At 70.7% G+C, this 17,321-nt stretch carries 16 protein-coding genes and 1 tRNA gene; 12 read left to right on the forward strand and 5 right to left on the reverse strand.

Annotation, left to right across the window (positions count from 1 at the left end):
* Positions 1 to 75 precede the first annotated feature (75 nt).
* Complete coding sequence (locus ADK55_RS32595) at positions 76 to 1,629, reverse strand: PP2C family protein-serine/threonine phosphatase (RefSeq protein WP_078999691.1); 1,554 nt, start codon at positions 1,627 to 1,629, stop codon at positions 76 to 78.
* A 406-nt stretch (positions 1,630 to 2,035) separates the two neighbouring features.
* Between ADK55_RS32595 and ADK55_RS32600 the strand changes: the two genes are divergently transcribed.
* Both ADK55_RS32600 and ADK55_RS37155 read left to right on the forward strand, forming a co-directional pair.
* Positions 2,036 to 2,752: a bifunctional DNA primase/polymerase gene (locus ADK55_RS32600; RefSeq protein WP_053684076.1), complete on the forward strand. Its 717-nt coding sequence runs from the start codon at positions 2,036 to 2,038 to the stop codon at positions 2,750 to 2,752.
* A gap of 130 nt (positions 2,753 to 2,882) precedes the next feature.
* Positions 2,883 to 3,443, forward strand: coding sequence for a hypothetical protein (locus tag ADK55_RS37155; protein WP_199826688.1), 561 nt, complete (start codon positions 2,883 to 2,885; stop codon positions 3,441 to 3,443).
* 181 nt (positions 3,444 to 3,624) lie between these two features.
* Here ADK55_RS37155 and ADK55_RS32605 read toward each other — a convergent pair whose 3' ends face one another.
* From ADK55_RS32605 to ADK55_RS32615, 3 genes are all read right to left on the reverse strand, one after another.
* Complete coding sequence (locus ADK55_RS32605; protein ID WP_053684078.1) at positions 3,625 to 4,611, reverse strand: DUF5926 family protein; 987 nt, start codon at positions 4,609 to 4,611, stop codon at positions 3,625 to 3,627.
* A 284-nt stretch (positions 4,612 to 4,895) separates the two neighbouring features.
* Positions 4,896 to 5,498 (reverse strand): ATP-binding protein, encoded by a 603-nt coding sequence (locus tag ADK55_RS32610; RefSeq protein ID WP_078999694.1) that lies wholly within the window; start codon positions 5,496 to 5,498, stop codon positions 4,896 to 4,898.
* 84 nt (positions 5,499 to 5,582) lie between these two features.
* Positions 5,583 to 6,383, reverse strand: a complete 801-nt coding sequence (locus tag ADK55_RS32615) for a glycerophosphodiester phosphodiesterase (RefSeq protein ID WP_053684081.1) — start codon at positions 6,381 to 6,383, stop codon at positions 5,583 to 5,585.
* Positions 6,384 to 6,617: 234 nt separating this feature from the next.
* On the opposite strand from ADK55_RS32615, the gene ADK55_RS32620 reads away from it, so the two are divergent.
* The 6 genes from ADK55_RS32620 to ADK55_RS32645 all read left to right on the forward strand — a co-directional run bounded on the left by ADK55_RS32620 (position 6,618) and on the right by ADK55_RS32645 (position 12,192).
* Positions 6,618 to 8,138: a S1C family serine protease gene (locus ADK55_RS32620; protein ID WP_053684083.1), complete on the forward strand. Its 1,521-nt coding sequence runs from the start codon at positions 6,618 to 6,620 to the stop codon at positions 8,136 to 8,138.
* A gap of 150 nt (positions 8,139 to 8,288) precedes the next feature.
* Complete coding sequence (locus tag ADK55_RS32625) at positions 8,289 to 9,194, forward strand: LysR family transcriptional regulator (RefSeq protein ID WP_053684176.1); 906 nt, start codon at positions 8,289 to 8,291, stop codon at positions 9,192 to 9,194.
* Between the two features lie 100 nt (positions 9,195 to 9,294).
* Positions 9,295 to 9,849, forward strand: coding sequence for a cysteine dioxygenase family protein (locus ADK55_RS32630; protein ID WP_053684085.1), 555 nt, complete (start codon positions 9,295 to 9,297; stop codon positions 9,847 to 9,849).
* Positions 9,849 to 10,901, forward strand: coding sequence for a YeiH family protein (locus tag ADK55_RS32635; RefSeq protein WP_053684086.1), 1,053 nt, complete (start codon positions 9,849 to 9,851; stop codon positions 10,899 to 10,901). Before ADK55_RS32630 ends, ADK55_RS32635 begins: the two co-directional genes overlap by 1 nt.
* Positions 10,902 to 11,110: 209 nt before the next feature.
* Entirely contained in the window at positions 11,111 to 12,061 is a 951-nt protein-coding gene (locus ADK55_RS32640) for a trypsin-like serine peptidase (protein ID WP_053684088.1), read from the forward strand.
* 44 nt (positions 12,062 to 12,105) lie between these two features.
* A tRNA-Ser gene (locus ADK55_RS32645) sits at positions 12,106 to 12,192 on the forward strand.
* A gap of 59 nt (positions 12,193 to 12,251) precedes the next feature.
* Here ADK55_RS32645 and ADK55_RS40590 read toward each other — a convergent pair.
* On the reverse strand, positions 12,252 to 12,377 hold the full coding sequence (locus tag ADK55_RS40590) for a hypothetical protein (protein WP_267887372.1): 126 nt from the start codon (positions 12,375 to 12,377) through the stop codon (positions 12,252 to 12,254).
* Positions 12,378 to 12,624: 247 nt separating this feature from the next.
* On the opposite strand from ADK55_RS40590, the gene ADK55_RS32650 reads away from it, so the two are divergent.
* The 4 genes from ADK55_RS32650 (at position 12,625) to ADK55_RS32665 (ending at position 17,320) form a co-directional block, all read left to right on the forward strand.
* A complete protein-coding gene (locus ADK55_RS32650; protein WP_053684090.1) occupies positions 12,625 to 13,053 on the forward strand; it encodes a DUF6344 domain-containing protein in 429 nt (142 codons plus the stop codon).
* A gap of 1,259 nt (positions 13,054 to 14,312) precedes the next feature.
* On the forward strand, positions 14,313 to 14,597 hold the full coding sequence (locus ADK55_RS32655; protein WP_053684092.1) for a hypothetical protein: 285 nt from the start codon (positions 14,313 to 14,315) through the stop codon (positions 14,595 to 14,597).
* 246 nt (positions 14,598 to 14,843) lie between these two features.
* Complete coding sequence (locus ADK55_RS32660) at positions 14,844 to 16,169, forward strand: acyl-CoA dehydrogenase family protein (RefSeq protein ID WP_053684094.1); 1,326 nt, start codon at positions 14,844 to 14,846, stop codon at positions 16,167 to 16,169.
* Entirely contained in the window at positions 16,166 to 17,320 is a 1,155-nt protein-coding gene (locus tag ADK55_RS32665; RefSeq protein ID WP_234350349.1) for a bifunctional MaoC family dehydratase N-terminal/OB-fold nucleic acid binding domain-containing protein, read from the forward strand. The genes ADK55_RS32660 and ADK55_RS32665 overlap by 4 nt, the downstream gene beginning before the upstream one ends.
* Position 17,321: the final 1 nt, after the last annotated feature.

Below are 17,321 nucleotides of genomic sequence, written 5' to 3' on the forward strand. Positions count from 1 at the left end.
GACATGCAAGGACCGGGTACGGACCTCGTCCATCGTATGTGTGAGCGGAAGATGCCCGGCGAACTATGTGACAAATCAGTCGAACCGGGCGGCGAGCAGGACGATGTCCTCGGTGGCGTCCTCCCCCGATACCGGTGTGGCCTCCCCTTCCGGCAGGACGGTGCGGAGGATGTGGTCGCAGATCGCCGCCGGATCGTCGCGAGCGGCACGGGGAACTCCCGCGGCCGCCGCGTGCAGCCGGGCGTACGCGCGGTCCATGGGGTCGCCGGTGCGCCGCAGCAGTCCGTCGGTGTAGAGCAGCACCGTTTCTCCGGGAGCCGGTTCGATCTCCACGCTCGGCGCCTCCCAGCAGGCCAGCATCCCGAGCGGCGCGGAGAGCGAGGTCTCCACGTACTCGGTTCGCCGCTCGCCGATGAGCAGGGGCGGGGTGTGCCCCGCGCCGGCCAGGATGATCTTCCGGGCGGCCGGCTCGCAGTAGGCGAAGAGCGCGGTGGCCGAGCGCGCGGGCTCCGTCAGCCGCAGCAACAGCTCCAGGTCGGAGAGGACCGCGACGGGGTCCTCCCCCTCCATGACGGCGTACGCGCGCAGGGAGGCCCGCAGGCGACCCATCGCGGCGATGGCGCTCGGACCGGCGCCGGTCACGGAGCCCACGGCCAGGCCCATGGCCCCCTCGGGCAGCGGCAGTGCGTCGTACCAGTCGCCGCCGCCGCGCGGGCCGGTGTGGTGTCGGGCCGCGAGCTGCACGCCGGGGATCCGGGGCAGCCGGCTGGGCAGCAGTTCCTCGGCGACGATGGCCAGGCGGGAGCGGGACCGCTCCACCTCGACCATGCGGGCCAGGTGCTCGGCGGCGTGCCGGACGTACAGGCCCGCGAGGTCGCGCCGGCGCTCGCTCGGCTCGGCCTGCTCGTCGTAGAGCCAGACGGCCGCGCCGAGTCGGCCGGTGGCCTCGGCGGCCAGCGGCAGCGCGTAGCTGGCCGCGTAGCCGAGTCGGGCGGCGACCTCGCGGTGGCGCGGGTCGACCGGGACGCCGAAACCGCCGGTGCCGGGGGCCTCGCCGGGTTCGGGGAGCACCTCGGAGCCGCCGTGCGCGTCCGGGAGGCCGTCCAGGATGCGGCCGTACGAGGTGGCGCTGCGCGGCACCGTCTCGATGTGGCCGAGGTCGGCGTGACCGAGACCGAGGCCGATCGTGGTGGGGGGGCCGAGCCCGTCGGAGGGTTCCAGGACGACCAGGCCGCGTCGGGCGCCGACCAGCGCGGCCCCGGCACGCAGGAATTCCCGCAGGGAGGAGTCGAGGTCGACGGACCGGGCGAGGCGTTCGGTGAGTTCGTGGAGGGTGGTCAGGTCGGAGACCATGCCCGCCAGGCGGTCCTGGATGACGCTGCTCGCGGCAGGCGGAGGGGCCTGGGCGGGGGTGCTGCGTGCGGGCGTGGGCGCGGTGGGCGCCGCAGTGTGCGGTGACGCTGTAACTGCTGGATCGATTCCAGCCACTTTCGGCAGATGCGGGGCGCTCATGGCGTCCGCCTTTCCACCTGGTGCGATTCGCCATATAGCATCGCAAACCCCCAGATCGTGCTGCGCCGCCATCAATGGATCCACATCTACACGCACACGAGGAGCGATGTCCAGCATTGCCCAGGTGGGAATCCTGGTGTCCGTGAGACTGCAACTCACTGTGCGGCCAAGGCTAAAACTTGGCCGGAAAAAGCGGGAAGCGGACGGTTTTTGCGATCGACTGGGCGGGCGTCACTGCGGGCTCGGGTACGTAATCGGTGGTGGCCGGGGCGAGTTGACGCCTTTCGGCGCCCGCCGGGAACCGCCCGGCGCAGCCCGTCGTCCTTAGCGGCGGCAGCCGGCCTCGACCCGGTGCGGGTCGCGTTCCGCCCCCGCCGGACGTTTGATGGACCCGTAAGAAAACTGCACGAACCGTGTGAACCTGCTTCTGGCGGACAGTGACGCGCAACGTGTACGTGTGGTGAGACACCGCTTACCTGGTGTGATGTGGCCCTCGGCGTTCAACGGAAAGGAACGAGCGCTCATGCGCGAGATCCTCGGAAGGCGTCTCCAGCGGCTCCGCGATCGCTTGAAAACCCTGCGACCGACCTCCTCCTCCGACCGGATCCCGGACGGCGGTACTCCGTCCCTCCTCGACGCGGCTCTCGTCTGCGCCGCCGAATGGCAGTGGCCCGTGCTGCCCGGCGTGGGCCGGGCCGGCGCCGACGGCGTGCGTTGTGCCTGCCCCGATCCCGACTGTGTGGTGCCCGGTGCCCACCCCTTCGATCCCGGGTTGCTCGCCGCCACCACCGACCCCCGGATGGTGGCCTGGTGGTGGGCCAGGCGGCCGGCCGCTCCGTTGCTCATGGCCACCGGCGGGGCCGCTCCGTGTGCGGTGAGCCTGCCGGCCACCGCCGCCGCGCGTGCCGTCGCACGGCTGGACGCGCAGGGCATGCGGCTCGGTCCGATCGTCGCGACGCCGACCAGGTGGTCCCTGCTGGTGGCGCCGTATTCGTTGGAACGGCTCGGTGAACTCCTGTACGCCAAGGACCACGTGCCCTCATCGCTGCGCTTCCACGGCGAGGGCGGCTACCTGTTGTTGCCCCCGTCCGTCGCGTCCGGCGGTGGACAGGTCTGTTGGAACCGGGAACCGGAGGCGGGTTCCGACGGCATCTGGCTGCCCGAGGTGGAGGCGGTCGTGGACGCGCTGGTCGAGGCGAGCAGCGGAGCGCCGGGCGGCGGAAGCCGGTTGGCGTACTGACCGGCGTCGTGTCCCCGAACGCCGATCTCCGCTCGGGAGATCACTCGTACGGGTGCCGGCTGGGCGAGTTTCCAAGGGAATTGGGCGCGGGGATCTCCGCGCCCCTTTCCCGCATCGCTATCTTCGGCGAATGAATCTCCGCCTGATCGGTATCGGTGCCGGTGTGCTGATCATCTTGTCGCTTCCCCTCGCGGGGGCGATCGCCGGGCCGGATTTCGCCGGTCAGGATGATGGAAAGGGCGGCGGGTTGCTCTCCACGCTCGGCCTTTCGGACTCGTCCCGCATCAAGGGCGAACCGTCGCCCACAGCCCGTCCCGCACAGCCCGGACCACCCGTGCAGCCGCGTACGGATGCCCGGTGCGGTCCCGAGGTCTCCTCGCCGCACGGCGTGGAGGCACAGACCTGTGTCCTGGTCGGCGAAGGCAGTACGTGGGGCCGCAGTTACTACCGCAACACCAGTGGCCGCGCGCTGGACGCCGTCCTGACGCTGATGGGGCCGGCGGGTCGCACCGTGCAGATCCGCTGCGCCGTCGGACCGGGTGACGAGCCGGGGCTGTGTGAAACACCGCGTGACGACTCGGCGGGAGGCCCGGATGGCTACTCGGCCGTGGCGGAGTTTGCAGTTCCGGATGATGAAGGGGCGTTGCTGCTGAGGTCCGGGAGCAACTCACCGGTACCGGGCGACGGTTGAACATCGCCTGAAATGGAAGGGCCCGGTCGCTGGCGACGGGGGATGCACCAGCGACCGGGCTACAAGAACGGTAACAAGAGATCGCCTGTTCGCAAATTCGATCTCTGATATTCGGACACGGATTTGCAGGCGATTAGCGGGAGTTGTGACTCCAGTCACCGGTCCTGCGGACACGCGGTGGTCAGCTGAGCGTGACCTGGCGGTTCGTGAGGCCGGCGCGGGACCGACGCTCTTCCGTGGTCAGGGGCGCGTCCGTGGCCAGGGCCGCGGCCAGGCGTTCCGCGAGTTCCGCGGCGGGCTTCTCGACGTCGTCGGCCGAGACGCCGGTGGGCAGGTCCCAGACGGGAACCATCAGGCCGTGGGCACGGAAGGAACCGACGAGCTTGGTGCCTTCACCGAGGGAGGAGGTGCCGGCGGCGTGCAGCCGAGCCAGCGCGTCGAGCAGCTTCTCCTCGGGCTGCGGCATGACCCAGCGCAGGTGGTTCTTGTCCGGCGTCTCGCACCAGTAGGCCGCGTCCACGCCGGCCAGCTTGACGGTGGGAATGGCGGCGGCGTTGGCGCGTTCCAGCGAGGCGGCGATCTCCGGAGAGGCGTTCTGGGCGTTCTCCGCATCCGGAATCCAGAATTCGAAGCCGCTGTGGACGACCGGCTGGAAAACGCTGTCCGTGTCCAGGAGATCCTGAAGTCGCGGACCCTCGGCCGGAACCCGACGGGCGGGCACCGGAGTACCCGGCTCCGCCACCAGCGCGCGCTCCAGGGTGTCGGCCATGTCCCGGGCGAGGTCACCGGTGGTCGAGTCGTTCTGCAGGCCGAGGAGGACGGAGCCGTCCTCGCGACGCAGCGCCGGCCAGGCCATCGGCAGCACGGTCACCAGCGTGACCGAGGGAACGCCCTCGGGCAGGCCGCCCTTGAGGGTCAGCGGGATGGTCGCGGCGGGTACCAGCTCGCGCAGCGCGACCCAGTCGCACTCGCCGGGCAGGCCCTCGAAGGGGCGCCGCACGTGCTCGGTCACGGCGTGCGCGGCGGCGGCGCCGTGACAGGCCTTGTAGCGGCGCCCGGATCCGCAGGGACAAGGCTCGCGGGCACCCACCACGGGGATCTCCCCGTTGTTGAGCTGCGGCGTGCGCTGCGACTTCGCGTTCTTCGCGGCGGGGCGCTTCTTTGCCATCGTGGGTGTCTCCCGGTTGCGGCGGTACGGCGGTTTTCTGGGCGCGAGCCTAGCCGTTCACACCGCCGGAACCTGTGGGGTGCGGCCGGGAGCAGGGCCGGCGTGCGCTCCCGACGGCCGCCCTCGGCGCCTCCGTCACCCGGTCCCCGGCGCCGGGCGTCGTCCCGCGGACGCGCGGGGCGTGGGGTGCCCGCGGCCGCGTTCGGTGACTCCGTACCCGGGACCGGCTCAGGACCCGTGGTTCAGCCCCCGGGGCCCGGGATCCGTGGTTCAGGCCCCTGGGCTCAGTGGCTCAGGTCGTCGAAGGACGTTCCGAAGCCGATCGCCGAGGCTGTGACGCGCGTAGCGAAATCCTCGTGCCGGGTCCCACAGGCAACGACCACCCATACGGTGACCTCGCCCGCCGCCCCGTCCCGGACGCCCCAGTCCTGGGCCAGCGCGCTGATGATGTTCAGCCCCCGGCCTCCCCGCGCGGTGACCGACGGGGTCGAGGGGATCGGGCGGGTGGGTCCGCCGCCGTCCGTGACCTCGACCGTCAGCCGTCCCGCCGTGTCGACGCGCCACGCGGCGCGTATCTCCCCGTCCCCGACCTCACGGGATCCCAGCGGCCGGCCGTGGCGGCAGGCGTTGCTGAGGAGTTCGGAAAGGATGAGGACGGCATCGTCCACGACCGATTCCGACAGTCCGCCGATCCGCAGTTGTTCGCGCATGCGGCGCCTTGCCTCGCCCACGCCCGCAGGACCATGGCGTACGTCCACGCACCACGACGTGGGCACTTCGTGTGCCATCACCAACGCCACCCCCGGAACCTCCTTAGCCCCACGCCAAGGTCTGGATGCCCCATTGGCCTGGACCGGAAACCGTTCATGAAGTGCCCTCTGGCGCATTCACGACGACAGATACGGACCGGATGCGCCGGGGCACACCCTGTGACGGGTGGGGTGTCCGTGGCGGGTGGGCAAAACGGGGCGTCAGCGCCCGAGTTGTGACAGAACTTGGCGCGGTCTGTTCGTGATGATTGCCTCTACACCCAAGTCAGCGCAGAGCTGAACGTCCGAGGGTTCGTTCACAGTCCAAACGTGCACCGAGTGTCCCGCCGACTGGAGCTTGCGGATGTAACCGGGATGGTTGCGCACGATGCGCATCCCGGGCCCGGCGATGCTCACGCCGGCCGGCAGCCGGCCGTCCCGCATGCGCGGCGAGATGAACTGCATCAGGTACACGGTCGGGATCGTCGGCGCGGCCGCCCGCACGCGGTGCAGCGAGCGCGCGGAGAAACTCATGACGCGGACCGGGTGTGGGCCCTCGGCGGGCGGGGCGTCCAGTCCGAAGCGCTTGAGGAGGAAGAGGAGCCGCTCTTCCACCTGTCCGGCCCAGCGGGTCGGGTGCTTCGTCTCGATCGCCAGCTGCACGGGGCGCCCGGCGTCGGAGACCAGCTCCAGCAGCCGCTCCAGGGTGAGCACGGAGGTGCGCTCGGGATCGGCGTCCCAGTCCGGCGACTCCTCGCGGTCCTTCCAGGAGCCGAAGTCGAGGGCCGCGAGATCGGCCAGCTCCAGGGCGGACACCGCGCCGCGGCCGTTGGAGGTGCGGTTCACCCGGCGGTCGTGGACCAGGACCAGATGGCCGTCGGCCGTGAGTCGGATGTCACATTCGAGGGCGTCGGCCCCGTCCTCCATGGCCTTCCGGTAGGCGGCCAGGGTGTGCTCGGGGGCGTCCTCCGAGGCACCGCGGTGGGCGACGACCTGGATGGGGAGCGGCGTTGCGTGGGTCACGGGGTCATGGTGCCACCGAGGCGACCCCGCACGGCGTGGCGAGCTTGCGGATGCGCCCGAAATGCCGGGGATAAAGGATGGGGAGAGACGCACAGGTCCGGCTTACAGTGCTCTGACGGGTCATGGGAAAGGCTTTGCACTGGAACTTGTGCGGCACGTCGAACGTTCAGTCGGACCGGTATCGCCAGATATTTCCAGAACCAGAAGCCGTGTTTGTGACGAGGAGAGAGCGCTGTGAGCACCGAGAACGAGGGCACCGCGGCCCAGACGCCCCCCGCGGCCCCTTCCGCACCGCCTGCGCCCGTGCCCGCCTCCACCCCCGACCCGGCCGCCGAGCACGCGGCGCCGCGGCCCGCTGACGCCGCTCCCCCTGCCCCCGCGACCCCGCCGCCCCCGGCGGGCGCGCCCGGTCCCGAGCCGACGCAGCAGCTTCCGCACACCCCTGGCGGGCCTGTGGCCCCCGGGTATGCCCAGGACCAGGGATACGCCCAGGCGTCGCCGTACGCACAGCCCCCGGCCGCCGCCCACGGCGCCGAGGGCTGGCCCCCGCCGCCGCCCACCGTTCCCTCGTACGCCGACGGCGGCCACGGCGGTGGCGGCTGGGGAGCGCCCCTGACCACGGACGGCCCCCCGCCCAAGCCCAAGGGCAGGGGCGGCCTCATCGCGGGTGTGCTCGCGGCCGCTCTCATCGCGGGCGGTGTCGGCGGCGGCATCGGCTACTGGGCCTCGGAGCGCTCGCACGACGGCTCGGGTTCCACCACCATCAGCGCCAGCACCCCGAAGGACCTCAAGCGGGAGGCGGGCTCCGTCGCCGGTCTGGCGGCAGGGGCACTGCCGAGCGTGGTGACCATCGAGGCGAAGGCCGGTGACGGCGAGGGTGGCACGGGTACCGGCTTCGTCTATGACGAGCAGGGCCACATCCTCACCAACAACCACGTGGTGGCCTCCGCGGCCAATGGCGGCAAGCTCTCCGCGACCTTCTCCAACGGCAAGCGGTTCGAGGCCGAGGTCATCGGCCGGGCCGAGGGTTATGACGTGGCCGTGCTCAAGCTGAAGAATCCGCCGGCCGGCCTCAAGCCGCTGGCGCTGGGCGACTCCGACAAGGTGGCCGTCGGCGACTCGACCATCGCGATCGGCGCCCCCTTCGGCCTGTCCAACACGGTCACCACCGGCATCGTCAGCGCCAAGAACCGCCCCGTGGCCTCCGGTGACGGCTCCAGCGGCAAGAACTCGTACATGAGCGCCCTGCAGACGGACGCCTCGATCAACCCCGGCAACTCCGGTGGCCCGCTCCTCGACGGCCGCGGCGCGGTCATCGGCATCAACTCCGCGATCCAGTCGGCCGGCAACGGCGGCTTCGGCGGCGGTCAGGCCGGTTCGATCGGCCTCGGCTTCGCCATCCCGATCAACCAGGCGAAGAACGTCGCCGAGTCGCTGATCAAGACGGGCAAGCCGGTCTACCCGGTGATCTCGGTCTCCGTCGACCTCCAGGCCAAGACGGAGGGCGCCAAGATCTCCGAGTCCGGAGCCCCCGCCAACGAACTGGTCGACCCGAACGGGCCCGCGGGCAAGGCGGGCCTCAAGCCCGGCGACATCATCACCCAGCTGGGCGACAAGTCGATCGACAGCGGCCCGACCCTGATCAGCGAGATCTGGACGTACAAGCCGGGCGACACGGTGAAGCTGACCTACCTGCGCGGCGGCAAGCCGAGCACCGTGGACATCACCCTCGGCTCGCGGACCGGGGACAAGTAACACCCACGCACCCACGGCCCCGATCGGCCCGGCTCGACCGGCTCCGCTCGACCGGCCCGCTCGACAGGTGCTGGACGCCGGCTTGATGGAGAGGGGCCGCAGGCGCGATTAAGCCTGCGGCCCCTCCCAACGTCCGCTTATGCTTTGGGCGTGTTCGATTCCCGGCACATACGGACATTCCACGAAGTGGTCGCCTCCGGTTCGTACTCGGCCGCCGCGCGGGCCCTCGGATACACCCAGCCCGCGATCACCCAGCAGATGAAGGCGCTCGAACGGGCCGTCGGCACGCCGCTGTTCACCCGTATCGGCCGCACCATGCAACTCACCGAGGCCGGCCGGTCCCTGGCCAGGCACGCCGACTCCATCCTCGGCAGCCTCTCCGCCGCCGAGGCCCAACTGAAGGCGTACGCGCGTCTGAGCACCGGCCGGGTCCGGGTCTGCGGGTTCCCCAGCGCCAATGTCGCCCTCGTACCGGAAGCGCTCAGCGGGCTGGCCGCCTCCCATCCGGGCATCCAGGTCGAACTGCTGGAGGGGGAGCCGCCGGAGTCGCTGCATCGGCTGCAACGCGGCGAGTGCGACATCACGCTGGCCTTCACCTACCCCGGACTGCGCGAGGAGGTTCCGGAGGAGGTCGACGAGGTCAGGCTGCTGGAGGACCAGCTGACGGTGCTCCTGCCGACCGGGCACCCACTGGCCAGGCGCCGGGCCGTCCACCTGGCCGACCTGGCCGAGGAGCGGTGGATCGCCGGGTGCCCGCGCTGCCGGGCGAACCTGCTGCACGAGTGCGCGGAGCTCGGCTTCGTCCCCGACATCCGGTTCGCGACCGACGACAACCTGGTGGTGCAGAGCCTGGTCGCGCAGGGCCTGGGCGTGGCGATGATGCCCGCCCTCGTCCTGCCGTCACTGGCCCTCACCCGGGTCTGCGGGCGGGCCCTCCAGCCGGCGGCCCGCCGTCACATCTCCGCGTACGTGTACCGGGACCACCTGAGGATTCCCGCGACGGCCGTGGTGTTGGACGAGCTGAAGCGGGTGGCGTCGAACCGGGTCGGCTGCTGACCGCAAGCATGATCGCCCGACCCAATCCATAAGCTGTGCTTGGGATTTCGGGTGAAAACTGTCGTTGGACGTGATCGGTGGGCTGTTCGACGCTGCCCCTATGACCACCACCACGCCGGCCAGAACGACCGCGAGGATGGCCGCCCTCGTCAGTGAGATCCGTACGGTAGTGGAACGCGGGCTCGCCCCCGACCTGACCGCCTACCTGGTCGGCGAGCGGATCGCCCCGCACCTGGGGGCGTCCGACCTGCTCGCCCCCGAACAGTGCGAGGGGCATCCGGACCGATACCGGCAGCACATCCTGCACGCGGAGCCGGACGGCAGCTTCTCGGTGGTGGCACTGGTGTGGCTGCCGGGTCAGGAGACGTCCATCCACGACCACGTCTCGTGGTGCGTGGCCGGGGTCCACCAGGGTGCGGAGAGTGAGCGTCGCTACCGGCTCGCCCCGGCGACGGGCACGTACGGCGCCCGGCTGGTGCCCACCGAAGAGGTGGTCAACGACCAGGGCGACGTCTGCGGGTTCGCCCCGCCCGGCGACATCCACCAGGTCCGCAACTCCTGCCGTACGACGGCGATATCCCTCCACGTCTACGGCGCCGACGTCTCCCGCCTGGGCAGCAGCGTCCGCCGCGTCTACACCCTCCCGGCCGACTGATGGCCCTGTTGCACCGCCCCGTCCACCGGCCCGGGCGGGCACGCGTTGTTTCACGTGAAACATCGTCTCCCTGGCCGGGGTTGGGGCTGGCCGTCGCGGGTGCTTTCGTGGCCTGGTGCGTCCACCGGGTGGTGCCGGCCGTGCCGATGTTGACCGCGGCGGTGGTGCTCGGCATCGCGATCGCCCACCTTCCGCGTCTGCGGACCGTCGTACGAGGTCCCGCGCGGGCGGGTCTCTCCCTGGCGGGCCGGAGGCTGATGCGGATCGGCATCGTCCTGCTGGGGCTCGGTCTCGGCCTGGACCAGGTGCTGGGGTTGGGCTGGGCGACCGTCGCCATGGTGACCGGGGTGGTCGCGGCCACCTTCCTCGGGACCCTCTGGCTGGGCCGGAGGCTCGGACTGCCGGGCGATCAGCCGTTGTTGATCGCGACCGGCTACTCGATCTGCGGGGCCTCGGCGATCGGCGCCGTCAGCCAGGTGTCCGGCAGCGACGAGGAGGACGTGGCCTCGTCGGTGGCCCTGGTCACCCTCTGCGGGACGCTGGCCATCGCGGTACTCCCGCTCCTCCAGGACCCGTTGGCACTGTCAGACCTCGCCTTCGGACGCTGGGTGGGCGCGAGCGTCCACGACGTCGGCCAGGTCGTGGCGACGGCCCAGACGGCGGGTCCCGGCGCCCTGGGCGAGGCGGTCCTGGTGAAACTGATGCGGGTGGCGCTGCTCGCGCCGCTCGTCGCGGCCGTGGCCTTCTCCGTACGGGCCCGGCGACGCGGAGTGCGCACGGCCTCGGGCCGCCGGCCGGCCCCGGTACCCCTGTTCGTCGCCGGCTTCCTGGCCGCCGCCGCGCTGCGGGCGACGGGCGTGCTGCCCGACGTGGCGCTGGAGTGGGCTCACACCGCGCAGGAGGCGCTGCTGGCCGCGGCACTGTTCGGCCTGGGCAGCGCGGTACACCTGCCGACCCTCGCCCGGACCGGGGGGCGGGCGGCGCTGCTCGGTCTCGGGGCATGGGTGGTGGTCGCCGGGGCCTCGTACGCGGGCGTCCTGCTCACGCTCTGACCGGGCGCCGGCGGTGTCCGATGGAACCTCTCAGGTGTCCCGGAACGGAGAGGAGTTGGCCATTTCCTGGCCGGAACCGAACGAACGTTCCGACCGGTGCCTGACATCTCGTACGGCCCGTGCAACCCTGCACCCGATCCGCACCGGCAACTCTTCACCCCCACCCTGCCCGGACCCGACCGGCCCGGGCACGGCAGAAGGAGTCCTGCGTGAATCGTCATCGCACGGCCTTATCGGTTCTGTTGGCCGCGGGTGCCCTGCTGGCCGGCGCCCTGACCGCCGCCACCCCGTCGGTCGCCGCCGACGCCCCCGTCTCGTTCCGACAGCAACACAGCCAGGGCTTCTGGACGGCCGAGCGCATGCGGTCCGCGGCCCCGCTGGACGTCACGGCGGCGCCGGGGACCATCCGTAAGGCGCCCTCCCCGGCGGACCGACCCACCCGGGTGGCCGCCACGACCGCTCCCGCCTCACCCACCGCGTTCCCGCAGGCGGGTGGCGCGTGGACGGGCGGCGGGGCGGTGGTGAAGACGTCCGGGCGGGTGTTCTTCACCATGGGCGACCGGACGGCGTCCTGCTCCGGCGACTCGATCACCAGCGCGAACGGAAGCACCGTCATCACCGCCGGGCACTGCGTGAAGTACCAGGGCGCCTGGCACACCAACTGGGTCTTCGTCCCGGCGTACGACAACGGCAGCGCGCCCTTCGGCCAGTGGTCGGCCACGCGCACCTTCGCCACCGCGCAGTGGGCGGCGAGCGAGGACATGAACATGGACGTCGGCCTCGCCGTGGTCGCCCCGCTGAACGGCCAGAAGCTCAGTCAGGTCGTCGGGGCCCAGGGAATCCTGTTCAACGGGGGCTACAACAAGAAGATGTACTCCTTCGGCTTCCCCGCCGCGGCGCCGTACGACGGCACCAAGCTCGTCTACTGCAGCGGCAACAGCAGCAAGGACTTCCTGCTCACCAAGGACCACGGGCTGGGCTGCAACATGACCGGTGGCTCCAGCGGCGGCCCCTGGCTCCAGGACTTCAACGAGGCGACCGGACTCGGCACCCAGGTCTCGGTGAACAGCTTCGGATACGTCTTCCTGCCGAACCGGATGTTCGGCCCGTACTTCGGCAATGAGGCCAAAGCGGCGTACGACCAGGCACAAACGGCCTGACCAGCCCCCGCACACCCCCACCGCCCGGTACTCTGTACCGGCCAGGTGGGTTGCCCGAGCGGCCTAAGGGAACGGTCTTGAAAACCGTCGTGGCAGCGATGTCACCGTGGGTTCAAATCCCACACCCACCGCACCGGGTCAGACGATGTGCTGATCAGAAGGGGCGTCCCGCGTCAGGGGCGCCCCTTCGTCATGCGTGCGAGGAACGAGCGGTCGGCGGTTCGTCCAGCAGGCGCGGCACCTCCCACCTCTCACCCGCATAGGTGTCGGCGAGGATCTTTTTCTGCTGCTTGATGTCGTGGCGGTCGAACCTCAAGGTTCGGAGGCGAAGAGAACATGGCCTTCGCCCCGGTGTCCTTGGCCGTGCTGTACGTCGGTCCGGTGGGCCGGGATGGTGTCCAGTCCACCAGGCGTTTCGCGGCCTCCGGCGGGCGATTTAGGCCTTCTGAGTGGTGTTTGTCGGAAGATCGGCGCGCGTGATGGAGGCGTTCCGGTTGCGCACACATCATGGCGAATGTATTCAGATCGGCCCTTCGGAACATCGCGAAATGAGGCAACCCGTCATGGCAAACCGCACCAGCGTCACGTCCATCTGGACCGCCGTCCTCGCCGCACTCGTGGCACTCCTCGCCGCCATCGGCCTCGGCGCCAAGGTGGCCCCGGCCGCCTCCGCCACCGCTTCCGCTCCGGTGGTTCCGACCACCACCGTGCGTCGGCCGGCCGTGATGGCCCGGCGGACGTGGCGGGCGATGATGCGGGGAGGTTCGCTCCCGCCCACCATCAAGCAGCGGATCCGGGCCGAGGCCCACGGCAAGACCCCGTCCGTTCGTCGCTCGACCACTGCCCTCGCCGCCGGGAACGCCGGTACCGCTGTCAGCCCGGTCGACGGTGCCACCCCGCTCGCACCGCTCGCCCCTGCCGCGTCTGTCACCGCGGTCGCCCCCGCCACCTCGGCCGGAATCGCCGCACGAGGCATGGCGCTCGCCGCGTAGTACCCGCCGGGTCATACACGTGCTCGCGCAATCGCCTGGCCCTGGTAGGGGCCGTGGGCATCGTGGGTACGGAGCGGCACCGCCCGGACGGGCAGGCGTACGCGCCTACGCCGGGCAGATGGATCAGCAGAGCGGTAGAGCACCGGAGCGGTAAGCGATACAGCCGTAGAGCAGTACAGACGCAGAGCCGCAGAGCAGTACAGCCGTAGAGCAGTACAGCCGTAGAGCAGTACAGCCGCAGAGCGGTACGGCACGGCGGTCAGGCAGTAAGGCGACACGGCAGCAAGGCGTTACGGCAGGACGGCGGTACGGCAGCGCGGCCATTCGGCGAGACGCCGAGGGGCCAGGGTTGGCAGTCCGTGAAGCCGGCAGTACGAACGAGCGTCGCCGAGGCAGTCCGGCGGCAGCGAGCCAACGTCGCATGGCGGCGGAGCGGTACGGCGAGTACGGCACCGATGTCAGGAGACGGGCAAGGCAGCGCGGCCACGAGGCCGAGCGGCAGGACGCGCCACACGGCGTACGACGGAGACGCCCGACAGGGCGAGCCACCAGGCAACGGCAAGAAGAGCGACGAGCCGAACGGCAAGACAAGCGACGAGCCGAACGAACAAGACAAGCGACGCGACGAACGACAAGGCAGACGGCAAGACGAACGTAAAGACAAGAGACACGACGACCGCCGAGATGACGGTGCGACGGAACGTTCACGCGGTGGCGCAAGGCGCTGCCGGCGCGACAGCACCCGGCGCGGTGGTACGACGGGAGCACGTGGAGCACGTGGAGCACGTGGAGTGGTAGGCGCTTGAGCCCGGTCGTCACGCGACCGCGGATCGCGCCACGGCGTGCCCCGGAGCGGGGCATGGACGGTTCACTCCGGCGGGCGCCGGGGGCGTGCAAGGGGCGCGGAGCTTGTCGCCGCAAGGGGACGCAGGGTCGCAGGCCCGGGAGACGGTGGGGTTCCCGGAGGACGCGGTCCCTTTTTGGCATGTCCGGGGTGCGGTGGTTTGGCGGAACGATTCCGCACTGATGTCGCAGGGGTTTCGACGCGTGGGGAGCCGCTGACCTGGGGCGGGCGGGGCGTGAATGGGGTTTATCCGATGTTGCTCATGCTTGCGGGGGAATCAGCGGCTCCGGGGTGGTTCGCCGGGGATTCGGTGGGCAACTCTGAGGTCGCGACGTCGTCACCACACGTTATGACCGGGTCGGTCGGCCAACTGCCCTGGTGAGAAGTCCACTTCGGTTTTCTGGAGGATAAAGACATGGCAAGCATTCGCACCGCCCGCGTCATCGCCGCTGCCGCCGCTCTCCCGCTCGCCGTCGCCCTGTTCGGAGGTGTGGCCACGGCTGACGACGGCTCGTTCGCGAGCATCGTCGGCAGTGGCGTGGGTGGCAACAACAACGGGAACTCCTCCACCTCGCAGCAGGTGGCCACCGGTTCCGGCGCGTCCAACCAGAACAGCACCGCGCAGGTCAACGGGTCGGCCTTCACCGCGATCGAGCAGCACAACGCGAACCTTGCGGTCAACTTCTTCCCCTTGTTCTGATCCTTCCGAAGGCGGCCTGAGCCGCGATGAGCGGTGAGGGCGTCTGTGTGACCGGACCGGCTGGGGTCCGGTAGCGCAGGCGCCCTCGGGCGTTTCCCTGCCCCGGGCGCCGGGTGCGCGTGCTCCTGCCGCGATGGGACGTGCCCGCCCTCGCTTCGACGGGGGCCTCGGTGAACCTTGACATCCACACCAGATCTGACGGACAGTCAGGTTTCGTCGTTGATGTGATGCCGGGAGGCCTGCGCCGTGCACCTCGCCCCGACCGAAGGACAGTTGAGGCTTCGCGCCGAACTGAGGGAGTACTTCGGGAACCTGATGCCGGACGGACTTCCCGAGGATCCGGTCGCGCAACGCGCCCTGTTGCGCCGGATAGGCGCCGACGGGCTGCTCGGACTCGGCTGGCCCGTCGAGTACGGAGGCCAAGGCAGGGGCGCGGCCGAGCAGTTCGTCTTCTTCGACGAGGCCTACCGGGCCGGCGCCCCCGTCTCCATGGTCACGCTCAACACCGTCGGCCCGACCCTGATGAAGTACGGGACCCGGCAACAGAAGGACTACTTCCTCCCCCGGATCCTCGCCGGGGAGATCGTCTTTGCCATCGGCTACTCCGAGCCCGAAGCCGGCACCGACCTCGCCTCGCTCCGTACCCGCGCCGTACGCGCCACCCGCGCCGTACGCGATGCCGACGCCACGCACGACGGCAGCGACACCCGCGACGAAGGCACCGACCGAGCCGACCAAGGCGACCGAGCCAACCAGGCCAACCCGGCCAACCAGGCCAACCAGGCCGACCGAGCCAACCGGGCCGACCGGGCCGACCAAGTCGACCAAGACACCGACGCCGACTGGATCATCGACGGTCAGAAGATCTTCACGTCCAACGCCCAGAACGCCGACTGGATCTGGCTCGCCTGTCGCACCGACCCCGAGGCCCCCAAGCACAAGGGCATCTCCATCATCCTGGTCCCCACCGACGCCCCCGGCTTCGCCTGGACCCCCATCGACACCGTCGGTGGCCTCACCACGACGGCCACCTACTACGACTCCATCCGCGTCCCCGCCGGCAACCTGGTCGGCCCCGAGCACGGCGGTTGGGGCCTGATCACGAACCAGCTCAATCACGAACGCGTGGCCCTGGCCGCCATCGGCATGCAGGCGGAGGACTTCTACGACCACGCTCTCGCGCATGCGAGGACCCCCGACCCGGTCACCGGCGAACGCCCCGCCGACCGTCCCTGGGTGCGGGCCCGGCTCGCCGAGGCGCATGCCCGACTGGCCGCCGTACGCCTTCTCAACTGGCGCCTGGTCCAGGACGTGGGCAGCGGAGACCTGGCTCCGGGCGACGCGAGCGGGGTGAAGTTCCTCGGTACCGAGTCCACCGTCGAGGTGTACCGGATGTGCCAGGAGGTCGTCGGCGAGGAGGCGCTGATCCGGGGGCCTTCGGCCTTCGCGGGGGGCGAGCTGGAGCGGCTGAACCGGGCCGCCCAGATCAACACCTTCGGCGGCGGGGTCAGCGAGGTCCAGCGGGAGATCGTCGCCATGATGCGGCTCGGCATGAAGGGAAGGAAGCGATGACGGCCGAAGCAGCCGGGATACCCGAAGCAGCCGACGGAGCCGACACACCCGAAGCACCCGAGAAAGCAGAAGCCCCCGAAGCACCCGAGAAAGCCGACACACCCGAAGCGCCCGGCACACCCGAACCCCCCGAAGGGGCGGTGGACACCCTCCCGCACACCTCGACACGGGCAGCGGCGGCGGACGCGGCGGCGGCGGAAGACCGGTTCCACGCCCGGCTGACGGCCTTCGAGGGGAAGCCCGCCGCCACCGGGGGGCGGGCGAAGGACGCGGTCAACGAGCCGATGATCCGTCACTGGTGCGAGGCGATGGGGGACACCAATCCCGCCTACACCGGCCCGGACGCCATCGCCCCGCCCACCATGCTTCAGGCCTGGACGATGGGCGGGCTCTCCGGGCACACCGACCGTTCCTCCGCCTACGACGAGCTCCTCCTGCTCCTCGACGGCGCGGGCTGCACTTCCGTGGTGGCGACCGACTGCGAGCAGGAGTACCTCCGTGCGCTGCGCCCCGGCGACCTGGTCACCTTCGACGCCGTCATCGAGTCGGTGTCGGCGCGCAAGACGACCAAGTTGGGTGCGGGGTACTTCGTGACGACCCGGATGGACGTCCACGCGAACGGCGAACTCGCCGGGACCCATCGTTTCCGCATCCTCAAGTACGCGCCCGCCGCGAACCGGTCCCGGCAGCCGAAGCAATCCACTCGGCCGAGCCGGGAAGGCCACTTCACCCAACCCGCCCCGTCCCCGCGCCCGGCCCGCCCCCGCCCCGTGATCAACCGCGACAACCAGGGCTTCTGGGACGGCGTCCGCGATCACACCCTGCTGATCCAGCGCTGTACGGCCTGCTCGACCCTCCGCTTCCCCTGGCTCCCCGGCTGCAACGCCTGCGCCTCCCCCGACTGGGACACCGTCGCGGCGAGCGGCGCCGGCACGGTCTTCTCGTACGTGGTCATGCACCATCCGCCGTTCCCGGCCTTCGACCCCCCGTACGCGGTCGCGCTCGTAGAACTCGCCGAGGGGGTCCGGATGATCAGCAACATCACCGGCGTCCCGTACGACAAGGTCCGCATCGGCCTGCCCGTCCGACTGGAGTTCCTGCGCGTCGACGACACGCTCGAACTCCCCGTCTTCCGGGCGGAGGCGGGCTGAC

It is taken from the genome of Streptomyces sp. WM4235 (assembly GCF_001279725.1).
Lineage (GTDB): Bacteria > Actinomycetota > Actinomycetes > Streptomycetales > Streptomycetaceae > Streptomyces.